This is a genomic window from Noviluteimonas gilva (genome assembly GCF_009740395.1).
Lineage (GTDB): Bacteria > Pseudomonadota > Gammaproteobacteria > Xanthomonadales > Xanthomonadaceae > Noviluteimonas > Noviluteimonas gilva.
Genome location: NZ_WOXT01000002.1, coordinates 306913 through 328737, shown reverse-complemented (window position 1 = coordinate 328737; position 21825 = coordinate 306913). Strand labels below are relative to the sequence as shown.

The 21825-nt window shown below is 67.7% G+C and carries 21 protein-coding genes; 3 read left to right on the top strand and 18 right to left on the bottom strand.

What is annotated here, in order from left to right:
- Window positions 1-20: 20 nt before the first annotated feature.
- A complete protein-coding gene (locus GN331_RS16545; RefSeq protein WP_197427056.1) occupies window positions 21-2036 on the bottom strand; it encodes a translocation/assembly module TamB domain-containing protein in 2016 nt (671 codons plus the stop codon).
- Between the two features lie 112 nt (window positions 2037-2148).
- On the opposite strand from GN331_RS16545, the gene era reads away from it, so the two are divergent.
- Entirely contained in the window at window positions 2149-3045 is an 897-nt protein-coding gene (gene era, locus GN331_RS08500) for a GTPase Era (protein ID WP_156641547.1), read from the top strand.
- 3 nt (window positions 3046-3048) lie between these two features.
- The gene (gene recO / locus GN331_RS08495) at window positions 3049-3780 is read left to right on the top strand and encodes a DNA repair protein RecO (protein ID WP_331713422.1); all 732 of its coding nucleotides are present in this window, start codon (window positions 3049-3051) and stop codon (window positions 3778-3780) included.
- 6 nt (window positions 3781-3786) lie between these two features.
- On the opposite strand, the gene rnc is transcribed toward recO, so the two are convergent.
- The 7 genes from rnc to rpoE all read right to left on the bottom strand — a co-directional run bounded on the left by rnc (window position 3787) and on the right by rpoE (window position 10704).
- Window positions 3787-4461 (bottom strand): ribonuclease III, encoded by a 675-nt coding sequence (gene rnc / locus GN331_RS08490; protein ID WP_331713421.1) that lies wholly within the window; start codon window positions 4459-4461, stop codon window positions 3787-3789.
- Window positions 4445-4825: a DUF4845 domain-containing protein gene (locus GN331_RS08485; protein ID WP_156641546.1), complete on the bottom strand. Its 381-nt coding sequence runs from the start codon at window positions 4823-4825 to the stop codon at window positions 4445-4447. The genes rnc and GN331_RS08485 overlap by 17 nt, the downstream gene beginning before the upstream one ends.
- Before the next feature lie 41 nt (window positions 4826-4866).
- Window positions 4867-5664, bottom strand: coding sequence for a signal peptidase I (gene lepB / locus GN331_RS08480; RefSeq protein ID WP_156641545.1), 798 nt, complete (start codon window positions 5662-5664; stop codon window positions 4867-4869).
- 36 nt (window positions 5665-5700) lie between these two features.
- Window positions 5701-7494, bottom strand: a complete 1794-nt coding sequence (gene lepA / locus GN331_RS08475) for a translation elongation factor 4 (RefSeq protein ID WP_156641544.1) — start codon at window positions 7492-7494, stop codon at window positions 5701-5703.
- 116 nt (window positions 7495-7610) lie between these two features.
- On the bottom strand, window positions 7611-9134 hold the full coding sequence (locus GN331_RS08470) for a DegQ family serine endoprotease (protein ID WP_156641543.1): 1524 nt from the start codon (window positions 9132-9134) through the stop codon (window positions 7611-7613).
- Between the two features lie 53 nt (window positions 9135-9187).
- Window positions 9188-10090, bottom strand: coding sequence for a sigma-E factor negative regulatory protein (locus GN331_RS08465; protein WP_197427055.1), 903 nt, complete (start codon window positions 10088-10090; stop codon window positions 9188-9190).
- On the bottom strand, window positions 10087-10704 hold the full coding sequence (gene rpoE, locus GN331_RS08460; protein ID WP_156641541.1) for an RNA polymerase sigma factor RpoE: 618 nt from the start codon (window positions 10702-10704) through the stop codon (window positions 10087-10089). The genes GN331_RS08465 and rpoE overlap by 4 nt, the downstream gene beginning before the upstream one ends.
- Window positions 10705-10895: 191 nt before the next feature.
- Here rpoE and GN331_RS08455 point away from each other — a divergent pair, with 191 nt between their 5' ends.
- The gene (locus tag GN331_RS08455; RefSeq protein ID WP_156641540.1) at window positions 10896-12947 is read left to right on the top strand and encodes a 3-hydroxyacyl-CoA dehydrogenase NAD-binding domain-containing protein; all 2052 of its coding nucleotides are present in this window, start codon (window positions 10896-10898) and stop codon (window positions 12945-12947) included.
- Window positions 12948-13026: 79 nt separating this feature from the next.
- On the opposite strand, the gene GN331_RS08450 is transcribed toward GN331_RS08455, so the two are convergent.
- The 10 genes from GN331_RS08450 to fabD form a co-directional block, all read right to left on the bottom strand.
- Entirely contained in the window at window positions 13027-13392 is a 366-nt protein-coding gene (locus GN331_RS08450) for a PilZ domain-containing protein (RefSeq protein ID WP_156641539.1), read from the bottom strand.
- Window positions 13389-14357: a DNA polymerase III subunit delta' gene (locus GN331_RS08445; protein WP_331713420.1), complete on the bottom strand. Its 969-nt coding sequence runs from the start codon at window positions 14355-14357 to the stop codon at window positions 13389-13391. Before GN331_RS08445 ends, GN331_RS08450 begins: the two co-directional genes overlap by 4 nt.
- Window positions 14354-14998 carry a dTMP kinase gene (gene tmk / locus GN331_RS08440; protein ID WP_156641538.1) on the bottom strand — a complete coding sequence of 215 codons (645 nt, stop codon included), beginning with the start codon at window positions 14996-14998 and terminating at the stop codon, window positions 14354-14356. Before tmk ends, GN331_RS08445 begins: the two co-directional genes overlap by 4 nt.
- Window positions 14995-16008: an endolytic transglycosylase MltG gene (gene mltG, locus GN331_RS08435; protein WP_425489281.1), complete on the bottom strand. Its 1014-nt coding sequence runs from the start codon at window positions 16006-16008 to the stop codon at window positions 14995-14997. Before mltG ends, tmk begins: the two co-directional genes overlap by 4 nt.
- 82 nt (window positions 16009-16090) lie before the next feature.
- On the bottom strand, window positions 16091-16912 hold the full coding sequence (gene pabC / locus GN331_RS08430; RefSeq protein ID WP_156641536.1) for an aminodeoxychorismate lyase: 822 nt from the start codon (window positions 16910-16912) through the stop codon (window positions 16091-16093).
- Window positions 16909-18264, bottom strand: a complete 1356-nt coding sequence (locus GN331_RS08425) for an aminodeoxychorismate synthase component I (protein ID WP_331713419.1) — start codon at window positions 18262-18264, stop codon at window positions 16909-16911. The genes pabC and GN331_RS08425 overlap by 4 nt, the downstream gene beginning before the upstream one ends.
- A 16-nt stretch (window positions 18265-18280) precedes the next feature.
- Entirely contained in the window at window positions 18281-19513 is a 1233-nt protein-coding gene (fabF, locus tag GN331_RS08420; RefSeq protein ID WP_156641535.1) for a beta-ketoacyl-ACP synthase II, read from the bottom strand.
- Window positions 19514-19633: 120 nt separating this feature from the next.
- Window positions 19634-19873, bottom strand: coding sequence for an acyl carrier protein (gene acpP / locus GN331_RS08415; protein WP_036169052.1), 240 nt, complete (start codon window positions 19871-19873; stop codon window positions 19634-19636).
- 133 nt (window positions 19874-20006) lie between these two features.
- On the bottom strand, window positions 20007-20753 hold the full coding sequence (fabG, locus tag GN331_RS08410) for a 3-oxoacyl-ACP reductase FabG (RefSeq protein ID WP_156641534.1): 747 nt from the start codon (window positions 20751-20753) through the stop codon (window positions 20007-20009).
- Complete coding sequence (fabD, locus tag GN331_RS08405; RefSeq protein ID WP_331713418.1) at window positions 20750-21697, bottom strand: ACP S-malonyltransferase; 948 nt, start codon at window positions 21695-21697, stop codon at window positions 20750-20752. Before fabD ends, fabG begins: the two co-directional genes overlap by 4 nt.
- Between the last annotated feature and the right edge of the window lie 128 nt (window positions 21698-21825).

Sequence of the window (21825 nt, the reverse complement as noted above, 5' to 3'; positions counted from 1 at the left end):
AGGTTGGGTGGCATCGTCCATCAGCGGACCTCGGGTGTCACCTCGCCGCCGGCGACTGCGCCGAGGCGCTCCACCAGCGTAGGCCAATCCACGTTGTCGTGGATGCCGACGACCGTCAGGCGCGGGATGCCCGCGCCTTGCACGATAGTAAATCCGTCGCCGGCTGAACCGATCCCGCGCATGCGGCAGACCTCGTTGGCCAGCTGGCACCCGATGCCGATGCGCTTGTAACCGAAGTCGTCGAACAGCCCGATCAACTGCCCCTGCAGGCTGGAGACGATGGAGCTGTCGCCGACGCTCGAAATGCTCTGCACGGCGCGCTGGCTGATGCGCTGGCGGGTCCCGTGGGTCGGATCGGTGTGCAGGTCCGCATCGAAGGCCGTGACGGTCCAGTCGACCAGGCGCAAGGCGTCGATGCGCCCATCCAGCCGCCCGCTGATGCTGCCGAAGTCGAACACTTCCGTCAGCGCGAGGAGGTCGAGGTCTTCGATCGCCAGGTCCGCCGCGAGCGTGGGCGCCACGCCGAAGGGGCGCTCCATCGACAGGGACGAGACATCCACGCGCCCGTCGAAGATCGCCAGCGACAGGCCGCCTTCGAAATCCAGGCGCTCGTTCGCGTAATGCGCGCGCGGCAGGCGGCCGGTGAGTTCGCCGCGGAAGGCGGGCCAACCGAAGGTCGTCGCAAGTTTGCCGAGTTCCAGGTGTTCGACGCCGAGCCCGAACACCGCATCGGCGCCCTGCTCGCCCGACGCCGGGCGCAGCGTCATGTTCTCGAAGCGCAGCGTGCCGCCGAGGAACGGCACGGGCACCGCGTCGGTGAGCGTGATCGCACCATCGCCGCTGCGCATCGACAGGCGCGCCTGCGCGAACGGCAATTCGTACAGCGAGCCTTCGCGCCAGGTGAGCGTGCTCTGCACGGGCGTCGTGCGCGAGTAACGCAGGTCGCCGTCGAGATCGATGAACGCGAAGCGATGCGCCTCGCCATCTTCGATGTCGACGTCGTGCGGCACGACGCTGAAGGATTGCAGCGCGTCGCCTTCGATGTTCACCTGCGCATCGAGCGCGCCTGCGAGCTTGAGATCGGACAGACCCGCGGTACCGAGCGGGCCGGACAGATAACGGTCGCGCACGGGCGCGAGGTCGCCGCTGTGGATCTGCACGTCGAGCAAACGCAGCGTGCCATCGTCGGTGAATGCCGCGCGGCCGCGCACGGTGAGCGTGTCGCCGTCGGTCCATGCGATCGACGGCAGCGACCAACCCGCGCCTTCGCGTTGTTCGCCGGTGATCGACAGGCGCACGGGCGATGTCGGCAACGCGATGTAGGTCCCGCCCGCGAGCACTTCGCCGCCGCGCAGCGTGCCGTCGAGCGTAAGCAGCGACGGGCGCGGTGCGTCGTCGATGCGGTAATCGAAGTCGAACGTGCCGCCGAGGTTGTCGGCGGCGATGGTCGCGTCGGTGGTTTCGAGTTTGACCTTCGCCGCCTGAAGTTGACCCGCGATGCGCAGCGGGCCTTTCGACGGCGCGGCGACATCGATGCGTCCGTCCAGCGTGCCGCCTTGCAGGCGCGCGCTGGCCCAGCTCTTCGACAGCAGGCTCTGCGCCCAGGCGATCGGGACGCGCGTCAGATCGATGCGGGTGAGGTCGGGCGTCGCGGTGCCGCGTTGAACCGCCATCGTGCCGCGGCCTTGCTTCAGCGCGCCGGACAGGCCCGCTTCTTCGAACGCGATGCCCAGGCGGAACACCTGCTTGCCTGCGCGCAGTTCGCCTTCGCAGCCCCAGCCGTGGGCATCGATGCGTCGCAGCGGGCAGGTCCACGCCAGGTGGCGTGCATCGATGCCGAGGCTCGGCGACTGCAGCCGCGTGGTCTGCAGCCGCAGCTTGCCCTCGGGCGCGTTCGCGGGCCAATCCAGTTGGACGTGGACGCCTTCGAGCGTGGCGATCGGCAGCGTGATCTTCGCGATGTCGGCGTCGAGCGTGCGCGCGTGCGCGTGGCCTGTGAAGGCCAGCAGGAAGACGAGGAAGAGCGCGCGCGTCATTGGGGCGGGAGGATAGCGGCAATCGTGTGGGCCTATCCCCCTCGAGCGCGCTGTGCGCGCTCGATCCCCCTTGGAAGGGGGATGAAGGCCGCAGGGGTCTACAATTGCGCCCATGGATACCCAACCCTTTCGCGCCGGGCACGTGGCCGTCATCGGCCGCCCGAACGTGGGCAAGTCGACCCTGGTCAACGCGCTGGTCGGCTTCAAGATCAGCATCACCTCCAATCGCCCGCAGACCACGCGCCACCGGCTGCTCGGCATCGCGACCTTCCCGCACGGCCAATTGCTGCTTGTCGACACCCCCGGCCTGCATCGCGAGCAGAAGCGCGCGATGAACCGCTGGATGAACCGCGCCGCGCGCGGTGCGCTCGAAGGCGTGGACGCGGCTCTGCTCGTCATCGAAGCAGGGCGTTGGGACGATGAAGACACCCTCGCCTACGAGGCGTTGAAGGAAGCCGGCGTGCCCGTCGTGCTCGCCGTCAACCAGGTCGACCGCATCAAGGACAAGACCACGCTGCTGCCCTTCCTCGCGAAGGTCGCGCAAGAGCGCGAGTTCGCGGCGGTCCATCCGATTTCCGCGCTGAAGAAGAAGGGCCTGGAGCCGCTGGTCGACGATCTGCTCAAGCTCGTGCCCGAACAGGCCGCGCTCTACGGCGAAGACGAAATCACCGACAAGAGCCAGCGCTTCCTCGCCGGCGAACTGGTGCGCGAACAACTCATGCGCCAGCTCGGCGCCGAGTTGCCGTACGCGACGACGGTGGAGATCGAGAAGTTCGAACTCGACGGCCGCATGTGGCGCATCAACGCCGTGATCTGGGTCGAACGCGATGGGCAGAAGGCCATCGTGATCGGCAACAAGGGCGAGCGCCTGCGCGAGATCGGCACGCGAGCGCGCGAGCAGATGGAGCGCCTGTTCGACGGCAAGGTGTTCCTGGAGACCTGGGTGCGCGTGCGCGAAGGGTGGTCGGACGACGAAGCCGCGCTGCGTACGCTCGGATACCACGACTGACACGTGCGCATCACGGGTGAAGCCGCGTACGTGCTGCACGCGCGCCCGTGGCGCGAGACGAGCCTGCTCGTCGAAGTCCTCGCCGAACAACAGGGCCGCCTCGGGCTGATCGCGCGCGGCGTGCAAGGCCCCAAGCGCCACGTGCTGCGCGCGGCGCTGCAACCGATGCAACACATTCGCCTGGATGCGGTGCTGCGCGGTGAACTCGCGCAGTTGCGCAGCGCCGAAGCGCTCGACGCCGCGCCCGTGTTGCAGGGCGATGCTGCGCTCGCTTCGTTCTATGTCAACGAACTGGTGTTGCGCCTCGCACCGCGTGGCGATGCGCTTCCCGAATTGTTCGACGCCTACGGCCAAGTGCGCGTGTACCTGGGCAGCGATGTTCCGCTCGCGTGGACGCTGCGTCGCTTCGAACGCGATCTGCTCGAAGCGCTCGGATTCGGACTCGTGCTCGACGCCGACACCGACGGCGTGCCGATCGATCCCGCCGCACGCTATCGCCTCGATCCCGAACAGGGTGCACGCCGCGTTCGCCACGACCGCGGGCAAAGCGATCGCGACACCGCCGCGACGGGACGCGCGTTGTTGGCGCTGGCCGAAGATGCGCAACCCGAGGGCGATGACCTTGCGAGCCTGCGTCGCGCGATGCGCGAAGTGCTCTCGCATCACCTGGGCGCGCGTGGATTGAAGTCCTGGGAAATGCTGGCGGAACTGGGCCGCTTGTCGAAACCGCGTTAGCCGCGCTTACGGTTCGATTTGTTGCAGCACGCAATCGGCGGCGAGTTGTTCCGCCGCGCGGCGCGAGGTCGCTTCGCCTTCGCATTCGACGACCGGATCGGCGAGCGTGCAGGCGACGCGGAAAACCTTCGCGTGTTCGTCGCCGCTTTCGGACACCAGGCGATACACGGGCAGCGGTTTGCCGCGCCCCTGGAGCCATTCCTGCAGGCGCGTCTTCGCGTCCTTGCCGATCTTGTTCGGCGGCGGCAGCGCCTCGATGGCCGATTCGAACCACGGCAACACCGCCGCGCGGCACGCATCGAACCCTGCATCGAGATGGATGGCGCCGACGATCGCTTCGACCGCATCGGCCAGGATCGAATCGCGGCGATGCCCACCGGACTTCATTTCGCCGGGGCCGAGCACCAGGTGTGCGCCGAGATCGAGCGTGCGGGCGATTTGCGCGAGCGAGGATTCGCGAACGAGCTCGGCGCGCGCGCGTGTCAGCGTGCCTTCGTCGGCACGCGGCCAGCGCTTGTAGAGCGCTTCGGCGATGAACAGGTTGACGAGCGCATCGCCGAGGAACTCGAGCCGCTCGTTGTGCAGCGGCGCGGCGCTGCGGTGCGTGAGCGCCTGCGCCAGCAAGCCCGGATCGACGAAGTCGTATCCGGGCAGGCGGAGGGCGTCAGTCGGCCGGACCACCGTGGGTCAGGTCCTTTTCGGCGACGAAGTTGCCGATGACGTCGAGGTTGGCGATGACCGGGCGGCGCACTTCGTACGACACCGTCATGTGCCAGCCACCGTCGGCGCGCTCGATCGAGACGTTCTCGGGCTTCACGTTGTCCGAGTAGTTCACGTAGAGGCGGCGGAAGAACAGGCTCTTGATGCGGTCCGGCGGCGCGTTGTTGATGCCCGGCTCGAGCGCGAGCCCGTCGAGCGACTTCTTGACCGCGTAGAACTCCGAGTACATCGGGATCACCTTCATCCCCACGTAGACGCCGATGCCGACGACCGCGAGGATCAGGATGAATCCCAACAGCGTGATGCCGCTCTGGTTGCGCCTCATGTTGTCCCCTTCCCCTCGGGTCGATCGATGTGCCGGAATGGTTACGGGATGTTCGAGCCGATCCTCGAGAAATCCACGCCGCCCGCCTGTTTGTCCCAGTTGAACCAGATCAGGAATGCCTTGCCGCGGAGGTTTTCCTCCGGCAGGAAGTGCACGGCCCAGAAACGGCTGTCCTCGCTATTATCACGATTGTCGCCCATGACGAAATAGTGCCCGGGCGGTACCACCCATTCCCCTTCCCCCTGGATGGAGAACGGAGAGTCTTCGCGTTCCAGGACGGGGTGCGGACGATTGGGCAGGTCTTCCTGCCGCAAGTCCGCGCCGGTCATGTCCGCGCCCTGCCCCTTGCCGTCATATTGGCCGATCTGCTGGTACTTCAGCGCGACGCCGTTCACGAACACGGTATTGTCGCGGTAGGCGATGGTGTCGCCCGGCAAGCCGATGACGCGCTTGATCCAGTCCTGGTCGGGGTGGTGCGGCGGGCGGAAGACCACGACGTCGCCGCGCTTGGGCTCGCCGATGGCGACGAACTTCTTGTTGTTGATCGGCAGGCGCAGGCCGTAGGCGAACTTGTTGACCAGGATGAAGTCGCCGATCAGCAGCGAGGGCATCATCGAGCTGGACGGGATGCGGAAGGGCTCGGCGACGAAGCTGCGCAGGCCCAGCACGATGGCCAGCACCGGGAAGAACGCGCGCGAGTAGTCGACGAGCAACGGCTCCTTCTCGTCGAGCAGGCCGGCGGCCTCCTTGCGGGCCTTGGCGAAGAACAGCTTGTCCCCCAGCCAGATGATCCCGGTGAGCAGGGTCAACACCACCAGGATCGTTTCGAACCACACCATGCCAGCTCCTTGTGCCGGTCCGTGCCGGGGGCAAGCTTACTTGTTATCGACCTGCAGGACGGCGAGGAAAGCTTCCTGTGGGATCTCGACGCGTCCGACCTGTTTCATCCGCTTCTTGCCCTCTTTCTGTTTCTCGAGGAGCTTCTTCTTGCGGGTGGCGTCGCCGCCGTAACACTTGGCCAACACGTTCTTGCGCAGCGCCTTGACCGTGCTGCGCGCGATGATCTGCGAGCCGACCGCGGCCTGGATCGCCACGTCGAACATCTGGCGCGGAATCAGTTCGCGCATCTTCTCGGTCAGGTCGCGGCCGCGGCGATCGGCGTGCGCGCGGTGCGTGATGATCGACAGCGCGTCCACCTTGTCCCCGTTGATCAACGTATCCACGCGAACGAAGGGGCCGGCCTGGAAGCGCACGAAGTGGTAATCCAGCGAGGCATAGCCGCGCGAGACCGACTTCAGGCGATCGAAGAAGTCCAGCACCACTTCGGCCATCGGCAGCTCGTAGCTGATCTGCACCTGGCTGCCCAGGTACGTGATGCCGACCTGCGAGCCGCGCTTTTCTTCGCACAGGGTGATCACGTTGCCGACGTAATCCGGCGGCGTGAGCACGTTGGCGCGGATGATCGGTTCGCGGATTTCTTCGATGTGGTTGGTCGGCGGGAGCTTGGCCGGGTTGTCGAGCGGCATCACGGTGCCGTCGGTCTTGAGCACTTCGTAGATCACCGTGGGCGCGGTGGTGATCAGGTTGAGGTCGTATTCGCGCTCCAGGCGTTCCTGCACGATTTCCAGGTGCAGCATGCCGAGGAAGCCGCAGCGGAAACCGAAGCCCATCGCTTCGGAGCTTTCGGGTTCGAAGCGCAGCGCGGCGTCGTTGAGGCGCAGTTTTTCCAGCGCTTCGCGCAGCGCCGGGTAATCCTCGGCATCCACCGGGAACAGGCCGGCGAACACGCGCGGCTGCATTTCCTGGAAACCGGGCAGCGGCTTGGACGCAGGATCCGACGCGAGCGTGAGCGTGTCGCCCACCGGCGCGCCGTGCACGTCCTTGATCGATGCGGTGATCCAGCCCACCTCGCCCGCGCCGAGCTTTTTCAGCGGCTTGCGCTTGGGGGTGAACACGCCGACGCCTTCGACCTGGTGCGTGCGGCCGGTCGACATCACCAGCATCTTGGTGCCGGGCACGAGTTCGCCCTGCATCACGCGCACGAGGCTCACGACGCCGAGGTAGTTGTCGAACCACGAGTCGATGATCAGCGCCTGCAGCTTGTCGGTGTCGCGCGGCTTCGGCGGCGGGATGCGCTGCACGATCGCTTCGAGCACGTCGACGACGTTCAGGCCGGTCTTCGCGCTGATGGCCACCGCGTCTTCGGCATCGATGCCGATGACGGCTTCGATTTCCTTCTTGACGCGGTCGACGTCGGCCGTCGGCAGGTCGATCTTGTTGAGCACGGGCACGACTTCGAGGCCCTGCTCCACCGCCGTGTAGCAGTTGGCGACGGACTGCGCTTCCACGCCCTGCGCGGCGTCCACGACGAGCAGCGCGCCTTCGCACGCGGCCAGCGAACGCGAGACTTCATAGGAGAAGTCGACGTGGCCGGGCGTGTCGATGAAGTTCAGCTGGTAGGTGACGCCGTCCTTCGCCGTGTAAGGCAGCGAGACCGACTGCGCCTTGATGGTGATGCCGCGCTCGCGCTCGATGGGGTTCGAGTCGAGGACCTGCGCCTCCATCTCGCGGGCTTCGAGCCCGCCGCAGAGCTGGATGATGCGATCGGCCAGCGTCGACTTGCCGTGGTCGACGTGGGCAATGATGGAAAAGTTGCGAATGTGCTGCATCGAGCCTGGGCCGGGAAAAAAGCGCGCCATTGTCGCATTTACAGCGGCATGGCGCCCGCGGCCGCTCCGGTGCCGGGAGCGTTCGCGGGCGCGCGGCTCGATGCGCCGGAGCGGATTTACTGCGTTTCCGCCGCCGGACGGGGCGAGACGGCGATGTAGCGGCTGGTCCCGCCGCGCTGCACCAGCAGCATCGCGGTGTCTCCGGCCCGCAAGGCGGACAGCTCGCGATCCAGCTGCGCGACCGACCCGACGGAATTGCGGCCGACCGCCAGGATGATGTCGCCCTGCTGCAACCCGGCCCGACGCGCGGCCAGGCCTTCGATGCGCGCGATCATCACGCCTTCGTTGTTCTCCAGGCCCAGGCGGCGGCGCGCGGCGCCGTCGACGTCTTCACCGACGATGCCCAGCGGATTGCGGTAGGTCGGCACCGGCGTGGCGGAGGTCGGGATCGAGCGCGGCTCGGCCGCGGCGAGTTCGCCGAGGACCACGGTGACGTCGCGCGCCTTGCCTTCGCGCATGATCGTGAGCGTCGTCTTCGCACCCGGCGGCAACGCGCCCACCAGCGGCGGCAGCGACGAGGCGTCTTCGATCGGGGTGCCGTTGAATGCGCGGATCACGTCGAGGCGTTGCACGCCGGCCTTCGCCGCGCCGCTGCCGGGCTGCACTTCACGCACGAGCGCGCCGCGCGTGTCGGGCAGGCCGAGTGCGCGGGCCTGGTCGGTGTCGATGCCTTCCAGGCCGATGCCGAGCAGGCCGCGGCTCACGCGCCCCTTCGACTTCAGCTGGTCGACCGCGTTCATCGCAACGTCGATGGGGATCGCGAAGCTCACGCCCATGTAGCCGCCGGAGTTGCTGAAGATCTGCGAATTGATGCCGACCACCTGGCCGCGCGTGTCGAGCAACGGACCGCCGGAGTTGCCGCGGTTGATCGCGACGTCGGTCTGGATGAAGGGCACGTACTGCTGGTTGGCGTAGGGATTGGAGCGGCCGACCGCGCTGACGATGCCGGCGGTGACCGAATGGTCGAGGCCGAATGGCGAACCGATCGCGACGACCCACTGCCCCGGACGCAGCGAGCGCGAGTCGCCCACGCGCAGCGACGGCAGGTTGGTGGCGGCGATCTTGAGCAACGCGACGTCGGACTGTTCGTCGCTGCCGACGACCTTGGCCTTGTATTCGCGACGATCGGAAAGCCGCACGGTCACTTCGTCCGCGCCATCGACGACGTGATGGTTGGTCAGCACGTAACCGTCGCTGGAGATGATGAAGCCGGTGCCCATCGACACGCCGCGATCGCGGCCGCCACCACCGGGCGGCATCTGCGGCATCGGCATGCCGCCGGGGCCGAAGAAGCGCTTGAAGAATTCCGGCATCTCCTCGTCGTCGTCCATCGCCGGCTGGTCGCTCGGGCCACCACCGATGTCGGCTTCGACATTGACGACCGCGGGACCGACCTGGTCGACGAGATGCGTGAAGTCCGGCAGCCCCGTGACCATCTGCGGCGCCTGCGCGGATACGGGCGCAGGCGTCGTGGTCTGCGCGGCGATGTCGGTCGACAGGACGACGGCGGTCGTGGCGGTCGCGGTGATCGCGACCAGGAATGCGGTGCGGACGGGAGTGCTACGGAGCAGGCTGTGCATCGGGACCGGGGCCTCGACTGTCTTGTGAGCGAAAGGGGATGTGCGACGCGCCGTCAGGGTTCGGGCGTCGTCGCGGGCGCGGTGTCGTCGTTCGCCGGCTCCAGCACCGGGCCGGGCGAGAAGGGATAGAACGACGGGCGCGTCGCGTAATCGGCCGACAACGTGCCGCCGCCATTGAGTTGCGGCAGCACCGCACGCGGCCACGGACGCGCGGCGTCGGACTGGAGTTCCGCGGACTGCAGCACGCTGTGCTGCAACGCCGCGCTCGCCGGCACTTCGGGAACATCCGCCAACAAATTCGTATTGATCGCGACCGCGGGTTGCGGCGCTTCTCCGGTGATCTGCGAAGCCGCCTGCGACGGAACCGCACGCGCGCTGACGGCGGTGCTCACCACGCGATCGGTCGCGGCGCGGCCGCGTTCGACATTGCGCGAACGCTGCGCGACGCGCTCGGACAGCGGACGCGCGGCAGCGGCGATCGCCACCGCGGCGGAGGCCTGCTGCAACCCCGGATCGGGCACCGACGGCTGCGCGGGTGCGTGTTGCGGTGCCTGCGCGGCCACTTGCGCCGGCGCTGCATCGTGCGCGCCATCGGCACCCATCGGCATGCGTGCGAGGAAGAACGCGACGACCGCGGCGGACGCCGCCATGCCGACGCTGCCCCAACGAATGCGACCACCACCGGCCGCGCGACGCGCAGGCACCGCGGCGACGGCCACTTCATCGCGCAGTGCATCGCGCACGCGCTCGGGGAAGGACAAGGGCAAGGACGCACTCTGCGCGCGCAGCGCATCGCCGATGCGTTGCCAGCGGTCGCAGGTGGCGCGCCAGTTCTGGTCGTGGTCCAGGCGCTTGAGCGCGAAACGTGCGACGTCGCCGACGAGCTCGCCGTCGAACAACGCGCTCAGCGCTTCGCGATCGGAATCGAAATGATTGTTTGGGGTCGTGGTGTTCATCGGGTGGCACGCTCGCGTTTCGGTTCGGTGTCGAGCACGGGGCGCAGTTCCGCGTCGATGGCCTCGCGCGCGCGGAAGATCCGCGAGCGCACCGTGCCGATCGGGCATTGCATCCGTTCGGCGATGTCTTCGTAACTCAATCCATCCACTTCCCGCAGGGTGATGGCTTCACGCAACTCGGTGGGCAGGCGCTCCACCGCACGCATCACCGTTTTTTCGATCTCCTGCCGCATCAGCTCGCGCTCCGGGGTGTCGGTGTCGCGCAACCGGATGCCGGAATCGAACTGCTCGGCGTCGGTGACGTCGATGTCGTCGGTCGGCGGGCGGCGGTTGTGTGCGACAAGGTGGTTCTTCGCCGTGTTGACTGCAATCCTGTGGAGCCAGGTGTAGAACTGCGCATCGCCCCGGAAGTTCCCGATCGCGCGATACGCGCGGATGAACGTGTCCTGTGCGACGTCCTGCACTTCGCTCCAGTCGTGGATGTAACGCGCGATCAACGCCTGCACCCGGTGCTGGTACTTCCGCACCAGCAGGTCGAAGGCGACGCTGTCTCCGCGCTGCACCCGGGCGACGAGCGCCTGGTCCAGTTCCTGTGATTCGTGTTCGGTGGCCATGGCCGCGCCGGGGACTCCTGAATGCTCAGCTCGGCCGAGGCCGGGCGTTGGGACAAGTCGGCGGCAGGAAAGTTCAATGGCGCTGCCCGCCGAATCGAGGTCGACCCGACTCTAATGGGGACGGCATTGACGGCATCCAAACGTCGCCGGGATCATAGACCCTCTCCCGTACCTCGTCGGATGGTGGCCGCATGCTCGCTGGTCTCGATGGTTTGCGCTTCCAGCACTGGCGTGTCGAATCCGCCGCCGACGGCATCGTCGTGCTCAGCTTCGACCGCGCCGGCGAAAGCGTGAATACGCTGGCGCAGGACGTGCTGCTCGAACTCGACGGCATCTTGGAGCGGCTCGCGCTGGACCCGCCCAAGGGCCTGGTGGTGCGCTCGGCCAAGGCCGCGGGCTTCATCGCCGGTGCCGACATCCGCGAATTCGCGGCGTTCGACGCGAAGGGCACGGTCGGTGATGCGCTGCGTCGCGGCCAGCAGGTGTTCCAGCGGCTGGCGGAACTGCGCTGCCCCACGGTCGCCGCGATCCACGGCCACTGCATGGGCGGCGGCACCGAACTGGCGCTTGCCTGCCGGTATCGCGTGGCCTCCAACGATGCCTCCACCCGCATGGGCCTGCCCGAAGTGAAACTCGGCATCTATCCGGGCTGGGGCGGCAGCGTGCGCTTGCCGCGGCTTGTGGGAGCGCCGGCGGCGTTCGACATGATGCTCACCGGCCGCGCGCTGTCGGCCAAGCAGGCGAAGGCGATCGGTCTCGTCGACAAGGTCGTCGAACCGGCGATGCTCACCGACGCTGCGATCGAACTCGCGCGCAAGGGCACCGCGCGTCCGTTCAAGCAGCGCGCGCTCGCGTGGCTGACGAACACGTGGCCCGCGCGTCAGGCGCTCGCGCCGATGCTCGCCAAGCAGGTCGCACGCAAGGCGCGCAAGGATCATTACCCCGCGCCGTACGCGTTGATCGAAACCTGGCGTCGCGCCAGTGGCGGCGTGCAATCGCTGCTGTCCGCCGAACGCAAGTCGGTGATGAAGCTTGCTTCCACTCCGACCGCGCGCAATCTCACGCGCGTGTTCTTCCTGCAGGAACGTCTCAAGGGGCTGGGCGGAAAGGATCACGGCATCGCGCGCGTGCACGTCGTCGGCGCGGGCGTGATGGGCGGCGATATCGCGGCGTGGTCGGCGTACAAGGGTTTCGAAGTCACACTCGCCGATCGCGAGCAGCGCTTCATCGACGCCGCGCTGACGCGTGCGCAGGACTTGTTCGCCAAGCGCGTGAAGGATGAAGCCAAGCGTCCGGCGGTGGCCGCGCGCTTGCGTGGCGATCTGATGGGCGAAGGCGTGCAGAACGCGGACCTGGTGATCGAAGCGATCATCGAACGCCCGGATGCGAAGCGCGCGTTGTACGCGGAAGTCGCGCCGCACCTGAAACCCGATGCGCTGCTGACGACGAACACCTCGTCGATTCCGCTGACGGAATTGCGCGAAGGCCTCGCGCAGCCGGCGCGGTTCGCGGGCCTGCACTACTTCAACCCGGTGGCGCTGATGCCGCTGGTGGAAATCATCCGCCACGACGCGATGGCCGAAGACACCGAACGTCGCCTCGCCGCGTTCTGCCGCGCGATCGACAAGCTGCCGGTGCCCGTTGCGGGCACGCCGGGCTTCCTCGTCAATCGCGTGTTGTTCCCGTACATGCTCGAAGCGATGGCGGCGTACGCCGACGGCATCCCCGGCCCGGCGATCGACAAGGCGGCGGTGAAGTTCGGCATGCCGATGGGGCCGATCGAATTGGTCGACACGGTGGGGCTGGATGTCGCGGCGAGCGTCGGGCGTGAACTTGCCCCGTTCCTCGGCTTGCCGATTCCCGCGGGCCTGGAGAACAAGCTCGAATCGGGCAAGCGCGGCAAGAAAGACGGCCAGGGTTTCTACACGTGGGAAGACGGCAAGCCGCGCAAGCCGGAATTGCCGAAGGACTTCAAGGCGCCCGACGACCTGGAAGATCGCCTGATCCTGCCGATGCTCAACGAGTCGGTCGCGGCCCTGCACGATGGCGTCGTCGCCGACGGCGACCTGCTCGATGCGGGCGTGATCTTCGGCACCGGCTTCGCACCGTTCCGCGGCGGCCCGATCCAGCACATTCGTGCGGTGGGTGCAGATGTGCTGGTTGCGAAGTTGAAGGCGCTGGAAGCGAAGTACGGTGCGCGCTTTGCGCCGCGCGTGGGGTGGGATTCCCCGGCGCTGCGCTGATCCAAGCGCGGCCCTCATCCCCCTTCCAAGGGGGATCGAGCGCGCAAAGCGCGCTCGAGGGGGATAACCCCCCCGCGCCCTACATCGTGTGCGTAGGCTTATCCGCCGTCAGCGTACCCGCCAAAATCGTTTCGATCTTGTGGCGCACCGCTTCGCCCTCGGCGCTGTCGGCGAACTGCACGCCGATACCGGCGGCGCGATTGCCCTGCGCGCCCGGGGGCGTGACCCAGACGACCTTGCCGGCGACCGGCAGGCGATCCTTTTCTTCGAGCAATGTCAAAAGCAGGAAGACCTCGTCGCCGAGGAAATAACGCTTGGGCGTCGGCACGAAGATGCCGCCGGATTTCAGGTACGGCATGTACGCGTTGTACAGCGCCGATTTGTCCTTGATGGCGAGCGACAGGATGCCCTGCCGTGCCCCGCCTGCCCCTGCCACTGCGCTCATCCCCTGCCCCCTCGTGCGACCGGCGCCGGCGCATCGCCGCGCCAGGCCAACAACAATTCCGTGACCGCCAAATCCGCGCGAACCGTGGTGCGCAACAGATCGCGGGTTGCGTTCGCTGCGTCGAACCACGCGGCCAGACTGCGGGTTCGACCCGGATCGGTCAAGCTCGAAGCCCGTTGCAAAGCGAGGTCCGCTGCATGACGAAGACGCAATCCGGCGTGTTCATCGGCCACCCACGCCTGCGCCGTGGCGAGCGCGCCGGCGGTGCCCTGTGCGAGTTTGTCGAGATCGGCCGCGACCTGGCGACGCAACGCGAGCCCGTCGTTCCGCAGCCATTCGTCCGCCAAACCCGGATGCCCGCGCGCGGCATCGAGCGCTTCCTCGGCGGCCGCGGGCTTGTGACCCTGCGAGACCAGCCAGGCCAGCGCCTCGGCGCGCAGCGGCAGGTGGAATTCGACGCGATGCGTGCGGCTGCGAATCGTCGCGGGCAGGCGCGAGGGATGCGCGCTGAGCAACCAGAGATAGCGGCCCGGCTGCGGTTCTTCGAGCGTCTTGAGCAGCGCGTTGGCGCCGGCGTGGTTGATCGCGTCGGCCGGCGTGATCAGCGCGACCTGCGCGCCGTCGAACTGCGGCGTGAGCGCCAGGCGTTCGGAGAGTTCGCGGATTTGCTGGATGACGATCTCGGTGCGCAGCTTCGTGCCTTCCGTATTCGGAAGGAAACTGACGAACCGGTAATCCGGATGCGTGCCCGCCGCGAACAACTGGCAGCTCTTGCACGTCCCGCACGGCAGTCCCGATGCGGGCGGTTGCCGGCACAACACGCGCTGCGCCAGCCGTTCGACGACCGCGCGCTTGCCGATGCCCGCCGGACCGACGAACAACACGCCATGCCCGAGCCGGCCGGCTTCGTGCACCGAAAGCAGGTGTTCGTAAACGCGTTGCTGCCAGGGCGCGAGCGGTGTCACAGGCCGTGCTCGATGTAGTGCTGCAGCAGCGTGGTGGCGCGCAACGCGACATCTTCGGCGGACGCCGAGGCATCGATCACGCGCATGCGTTCGGGTTCGGCGCCGGCGCGCGCGAGATAGGCGGCACGCACGCGTTCGAAGAATTCATCGCGCTCGCGTTCGATGCGGTCGGGCACGAGGTCGCGCCCGCGCGTGCGTTCGCGGCCCTGCTGCACGCCGAGGTCGAGCAACAGCGTCAGCCCCGGGCGTACGACGACGAAGCGGCGTTCGAGTTCGGCGATCAACGCAGGATCCAGCCCGCGTCCACCGCCCTGGTAGGCGAAGCTGGAACCGGTGAAGCGATCCGACAACACCCACGCGTTGCGTTGCAGTGCAGGCAGCAGCGTTTCGCGAACGTGTTGCGCGCGCGCGGCGAACATCAGCAACAGTTCGGTTTCCGCCGACGCCGGCTCGTGCGAGGGATCGAGCAGCAATTCGCGGATGCGCTCGGCCAGCGGCGTGCCGCCGGGTTCGCGCGTGCACACGACTTCGGCACCCGTCGCCATCAACGCATCGCGCAGCGCGTTGAGCACCGTGGACTTGCCGGCGCCCTCGCCACCTTCGAGCGTGATCAGGCGTGGCTGCGTCACCAGGCCGTTCATTGCGTCCGATTCTTTGCGCGATAGCGCGCCATGTACGCGCGCCACGCAGCCTGGTGTTCGGCGTAGTTCCTGCTGAACACGTGGCGCCCGCTGCCGTCGCCCACGGCCATGAAGTACAGCGCATCACCGCCCGCGGGATTGGTGGCCGCGCGCAAGGCGTCGATGCCGGGCATCGCGATCGGCGTCGGCGGCAGGCCCGTGATCTTGTAGGTGTTGTAGGGCGTGACGGCCTGCAGGTCCGCCTTGCGGATGTTGCCGGCGTACGCGCTGCCCATGCCGTAGATGACGGTCGGGTCGGTTTCCAGGCGCATGCCCAGCTTCAGGCGCCGCGCGAAGACGCCCGCGATTTGCGGACGCTCGTCGGCGACGCCGGTTTCCTTTTCCACGATCGAGGCCAGGATCAGCGCTTCGTCGGGCGACTTCAGCACGGTGTCCTTCGCGCGCGCTTCCCACGCTTCATCGAGCGCACGCGCCATCGCTTCGTGCGCGCGACGCAGGACGTCGAGGTCGCTGTCGCCGCGGACGAACTGGTAGGTCTCCGGCAGGAAGCGCCCTTCCGGATGCTGGCCCGCGTGACCGAGCTTCGCCATCAGTGCGGCGTCGGTCATGTCGCCGGTTTCGTGCTGGAGCGCGGTGTTGCGTGCGAGCGCGGCGCGCAGGTCGCGCATCGTCCAGCCGGGCACGATCATGAAGCCGCGGCTGATCACCTTGCCGTCGCGCAGGGCCTTGAGCACGTCGCGCGGCGACATGCCCGGTTCGAGTTTGTATTCGCCCACCTGGAGCTTGTTGGCCGCGCCGAGTTCGCGCGCGAGCGACTGCCATTCGACGCGATGGCCGACGTCCACGCCCGAGGCACGCAAGCGCCCGACCACCTTGGCCAGCGAGTCGCCGGGCTCCACGACGAGCGTTTCGCCCTGCTCGATGCCCGCCATCGGTGCATCGGCGAAGCCGGTGTAGCGCTGGTATGCCCAGAACGCCGCGCCCGCCAATGCGAGCAGCACGACGAGCACGAAGAGTTTGGAAATGCCGCGACTGCGGCGTGGGCCGGGCTGGCGCCGGCTGCGTCGACTGCGTGTCACGCCACCTCCGTGGTCAAAGCAAAGGTCCTGCGGCGAAGCCCGGATGCGCATGCGCCAGGCGCTGCGCGAGTTCCGCCACGGCCGGATGCGGCGCGAACACGCGCTCGCCAAGCCGGGCCACGGGCAGGATACCCCGCACCGCGTTGCAGAGCAGGACTGCGTCGGCGGTTTCGACCTCCGCCGGCGCCATGCGGACTTCCGCCGCGCCGGTTTGCGACAGGAGCCACGCACGGCACGTGCCGGCCACCCCGCATCGGTCGATGCGCGGCGTCGACCAGCGAGTGCCGTGAAGGACGAACAGGTTCGCGGCCGTCGCGCACACCACGTCGCCGTCGGTGCTGCGCATCAGGCCTTCTTCGATCGTGGGGTCGTTCCACTCGCCGCGGGCGAGGACCTGTTCGAGGCGATTGCAATGCTTCAGGCCGGCGAGCGCGGGTTGCACGGCGAGTCGGGTCTCGCACCAGCGCAACACGAGGCCGCCGGCGCGCGGGGCTTGGGGAAACGGATGGCGCGAGAGCCGCCAGACGGGCGGTGCGTCGAGCGCTGGCGCGTAGCCGCGACCGCCACCGCCGCGCGTGACGATCAGCTTTGCGACACCGTCGCCCTGATCGTCGAACAATTCGGCGAGCACGCCCTCGATCGTTGTCGCCGTCGGCAGGGACAAGCGCAAACGCGCGGCGCCCGCTTCCAGGCGCGCACGATGCGCCGCCCACCACGGCACCACGCCCTGGTGCACGCGCATCGTTTCGAACAGGCCGTCGCCATACGCGAATCCGCGCGCGTCGCCCGGCAAGGCCTCGATGCGCGTCTCGCCGATGAACGAGCGACCGCTCATTCGCCCGCGCCCAGCGCGCGCAGCAAGCCGCGTGCCTTCGCGCGCGTTTCGTCGAGTTCGCGCTGCGGCACCGAGTCGATGACGATGCCCGCGCCCGTGCGGAAGCGCAGCGTGTCGCCTTCGAGTTCCGCGCTGCGGATGAGGATGTTGAGGTCGAGGTCGCCGTCGCGGTTCAACCAGCCGAACGCGCCGGTGTACGCGCCGCGCCCCTGCCCCTCCAGCGCGGCGATGATCTGCATGCAGCGCACTTTCGGACAACCGGTGATCGTGCCGCCGGGGAAGACCGCGCGGATCACGTCGCCGGGCGTGGCGTCGTCGCGCAAACGCCCGCGCACGTTGCTCACGATGTGGTGCACGTGCGCGTAGCTTTCGACGGTCATCAGCTCATCGACTTCGACGCTGCCCGGCGTGCAAACGCGGCCGAGGTCGTTGCGTTCCAGGTCGATGAGCATCACGTGTTCGGCGCGTTCCTTCGGATGGCCGACCAATTCGCGGATGCGCGCGGCTTCATCGTCGCCGGGCAAGCGCGGGCGCGTGCCGGCGATCGGGCGCGTCTCCACCGCATCGCCACGAATGGAAACCAGGCGCTCGGGCGACGAACTGACGATCGCCCAATCCGGTCCTGCGAACAGGCCGGCGAACGGCGCGGGATTCGCCGTGCGCAAGCGCGCATGCAATTCGGCGGGCGGCAACGGCGCATCGAAACGCGCGCGCCAACCGCGCGAGAGATTCACCTGGAACACATCGCCCGCGGCGAGATGTTCGATGACGCGTTCGACGCCTTGCGTGAAGCGTTCGGGTTCGTCCTCGATGACCGAAGCGGGCGCGCGCCATTCCGGCAGCGGCGGCAACGTGGCCGCAGCGCGCGCATCGGCGAGGAGCGTGTCGATCCATTCGCGTTGCGCGACTTCCGCGACCGCGAACACTTCACCTGTCGCGTGGTCGCGCAGCACGGCAGCAGGACTGCGCATCGCATACGCGACGGGAACGCCGCCTTGCGCCTGCGGCAATCGCAACACCGGTTCGACTTCGCCAGCCAGTTCGTAGGCGAGGAACACCACCCAACCGCCGCGGAACGGCCAGCGCGGTTCGTCGCGCGCTACGCGTGCATCGCGCCACGCAGCGTCGAGCGCGGAAAGAAAATCACCGTCGATCGTGCGGTCGTCCTGGTCGCGCACGACACCGTCGCGATCCAGCCGCAGCGTTTGCCCGCCATCGACGAACAGCATGTCCCATCGCCCCTGCGCGGTGCCGTGCGCGCTGGATTCGAGCAACACCGGATAGCGCGCAGGCGCCTGCCGGTGGAGTGCCAGCAGGTCGAGCGTGGGGTCGAGTTGGTGCGTGACGAGCACGTGCCCGTCTCCTGCGTCAGATGCGACGGAACACCAGCGTGCCGTTCGTGCCGCCGAAGCCGAAGCCGTTCGACACCGCGATGTCGATCTTCTTCTCGCGGGCCACGTTGGGCACGTAATCCAGGTCGCATCCTTCGCCGGGATTGTCGAGGTTGATCGTCGGCGGAATGATGCCGTCGTGCAGCGCCATCACCGAGAACACCGCTTCGGCACCGCCGGCGGCGCCGAGCAGGTGGCCGGTCATCGACTTGGTGGAGCTGACCATCGTCTTGTACGCGTGGTCGCCGAGCGCGCGCTTGATCGCGAGCGTTTCGGCCACGTCGCCCAGCGGCGTGGAGGTGCCGTGCGCGTTGAGGTATTCGACCTGGTCGGGGTTGATCTTCGCGTCCCTGAAGGCCGCGGCCATGCAACGCGCGGGGCCGTCGCCGTCTTCGCTCGGCGCGGTCATGTGGAAGGCGTCGGAGCTGGCGCCGAAACCGGCGAGCTCGCAGTAGATGCGCGCGCCGCGCGCCTTCGCGTGTTCGTATTCCTCGAGGATGAGGATGCCCGCGCCGTCGCCGAGCACGAAGCCGTCGCGGTCCTTGTCCCACGGGCGCGAAGCGCGCAGCGGGTCGTCGTTGCGCGTGGACATCGCCTTCATCGAGCAGAAGCCGCCCATCGACGTCGGCGTGGAGCCGCGTTCGGCGCCACCGGCGAACATCACGTCGGCGTCGCCGTGCTGGATCAAACGCATGGCCATGCCGATCGAATGGTTCGACGTGGCGCACGCGGAGACCGCGGAGAAATTGGGGCCCTTGGCGCCGGTGAGCAGCGACACCTGGCCGGGAACCATGTTGATGATCGTGCTGGGCACGTAGAACGGCGAGATCTTGCGCGGGCCGCCTTCGTGCGCCTTGATGGTCTGTTCTTCGATGCCGAGCAGGCCGCCGATGCCGGAACCGATGAGCGCGCCGATGCGCTCTGCGTTGGAATCGTCGATGGTCAGCGCAGCGTCTTCCAACGCCATCATCGAAGCGGCGACGCCGTAATGGATGAACACATCCATCTTCTTGAGGTCTTTCGGCCCCACCCAGCGGCTGACGTCGAGGTCGCGCACTTCGCCTGCGATGCGCGTGGTCAGGCCGGATGCATCGAAATGCGTCACCGGGCCGATGCCCGAACGCCCGTTGACGATGCCGTCCCACGTGCTTGCCAGGTCATTGCCCAGCGGCGAGACGATGCCCATACCCGTTACGACGACGCGACGCATAGATAGCTCCTCAACTCTTGGACCCGCCGGACTCAGATGGTCACGTACGGCGGCGAATGCAATCGCAGAAACACACAGGGCCGCGAAAGCGGCCCCGTGGCTGCGACGTCAGGCCAGGTGTCAGGCCTTGACGTGCGCCTTGATGTAATCGATGGCCTGCTGCACCGAGGTGATCTTCTCGGCCTCTTCGTCCGGGATCTCGCACTCGAATTCTTCTTCGAGCGCCATCACCAGTTCGACGGTGTCGAGCGAGTCGGCGCCGAGGTCGTCGACGAACGAAGCGCTGTTGGTCACTTCTTCTTCCTTGACGCCAAGCTGTTCGATGACGATCTTCTTGACGCGTTCTTCGATGCTGCTCATGGATCGTGCTCCTCCAGGGAGTCTGTTCAGGCGGGTAGTGTAGTGGAAGCCGGGGGGCGGCGCGTGGAGGCCGCGCCCGGCAAGCCGGTGGGGTGTATTTCGGGTGTATTGGGGTGACCGAGAAGCCCGGCCGTCAGGGCATGTACATGCCGCCGTTGACGTGCAGGGTCTCGCCGGTGATGTAGGCCGCCGACGGGCCGGCCAGGAAGGCCACGGCGCGGGCGATGTCCGCCGGTTCGCCGAGGCGGCCCAGCGCGATCTGGCCGACGAGCGCGGCCTTGGCGTCTTCGGGCAGGCCGGCCGTCATGTCGGTGGCGATGAAGCCCGGGGCGACCACGTTGACCGTGATGCCGCGGCTGCCGATTTCCTTCGCGAGCGATTTGCTGAAGGCGATGATGCCGGCCTTCGCGGCGGCGTAGTTCGCCTGCCCTGCGTTGCCGGTGACGCCGATGACCGAGGCGATGTTGATGATGCGGCCCTTGCGCGCCTTCATCATGCCGCGCATGACGGCCTTGGAGGTGCGGTAGACGCTCGTCAGGTTGGTGTCGAGGATCGCCTGCCAGTCTTCGTCCTTCATGCGCATCAGCAGGTTGTCGCGCGTGATGCCGGCATTGTTGACGAGGATGGAGACGCCGCCGAATTCCTTGCCGATCGCATCGATCAGCGCATCGACCGACGCGCCGTCGGTGACGTTCAACATGCGGCCGTGGCCGCCCTTGCCTGCGAGGCGTTCGCCGATGGCGGCCGCGCCGCTGTCGCTGGTCGCGGTGCCGATGACGGTCGCGCCGAGCGCGGCGAGTTCGTCGGCGATCGCCGCACCGATGCCGCGGCTGGCGCCGGTCACCAATGCGACTTCACCCTTCAATACGTGTTCGCTCATGCCTGGCTCCATTCGGTGAGCGCGGAATCCATCTCCGCGGGCGTGCCGATCGCACGCGCGTCGAGCGACTTGTCGATGCGTTTGACCAAACCCGTCAGTACCTTGCCCGGGCCGCATTCGGCGATGCGCGTGGTCCCGCGCGCGGTGAGCGCCTGCACGCAACCGGTCCACTGCACAGGCAGGTAGAGCTGGCGCACGAGCGCATCGCGGATGGACTGCACGCCTTCATGCACTTCGGCATCGACGTTCTGCACGACCGGGCGATCGGGCGCCGACCATGCGAGCGCGTTCATCGCTTCGGACAAACGGTTGGCGGCTTCGCGCATCAGCGGCGTGTGCGACGGCACGCTGACGGCGAGCTTCACCGCTTTGCGCACGCCGCGTGCGGCGAGCAGTTCGAGCGCGCGATCCACCGCGCCGGCGTGACCGCCGATGACGATCTGGCCCGGCGAATTGAAGTTGGCGGGCACGACGATGTCGTCGCCCGAGGCTTCCTTGCAGACTTCGAGCACGAGCGCGTCTTCGGCGCCGAGCACGGCGGCCATCGCGCCGGTGCCGGCGGGCGCGGCGTCCTGCATGAGTTGACCGCGCAGACGGACGAGCTTCGCGCCGTCATGCAACGAGAGCGCACCGGCCGCAACGAGCGCGGCGTATTCGCCGAGGCTGTGGCCCGCGAACAACGCCGGCTGCGCGCCACCGCGCGCCAGCCATGCGCGCCACGCGGCGACGCCGGCGGCGAGCAGCGCGGGCTGCGTGAATTCGGTCTTGTTGAGTTGGTCTTCCGGGCCCTGCTGCGAAAGCGACCACAGATCCGCGCCCGCGCCTTCGGAGGCTTCGTCGAACGCCGCGCGCACGTGCGCGTCGCCCGCCGCCAGTTCGGCAAGCATGCCGACCGATTGCGAGCCCTGTCCGGGAAACACGAAGGCGAGTTGGGGGTTGGTCACGCGATCACCCGATGCAAAGAGGGCGGCATGATAAGTGCGTTCGCCGCAAGGCGTCTGTACGACGACGTATGTAGGGAGCGGGCCGTCATTCGTGTACTGCGGAGTACGTCGCCGCGAATGCGGCGCGA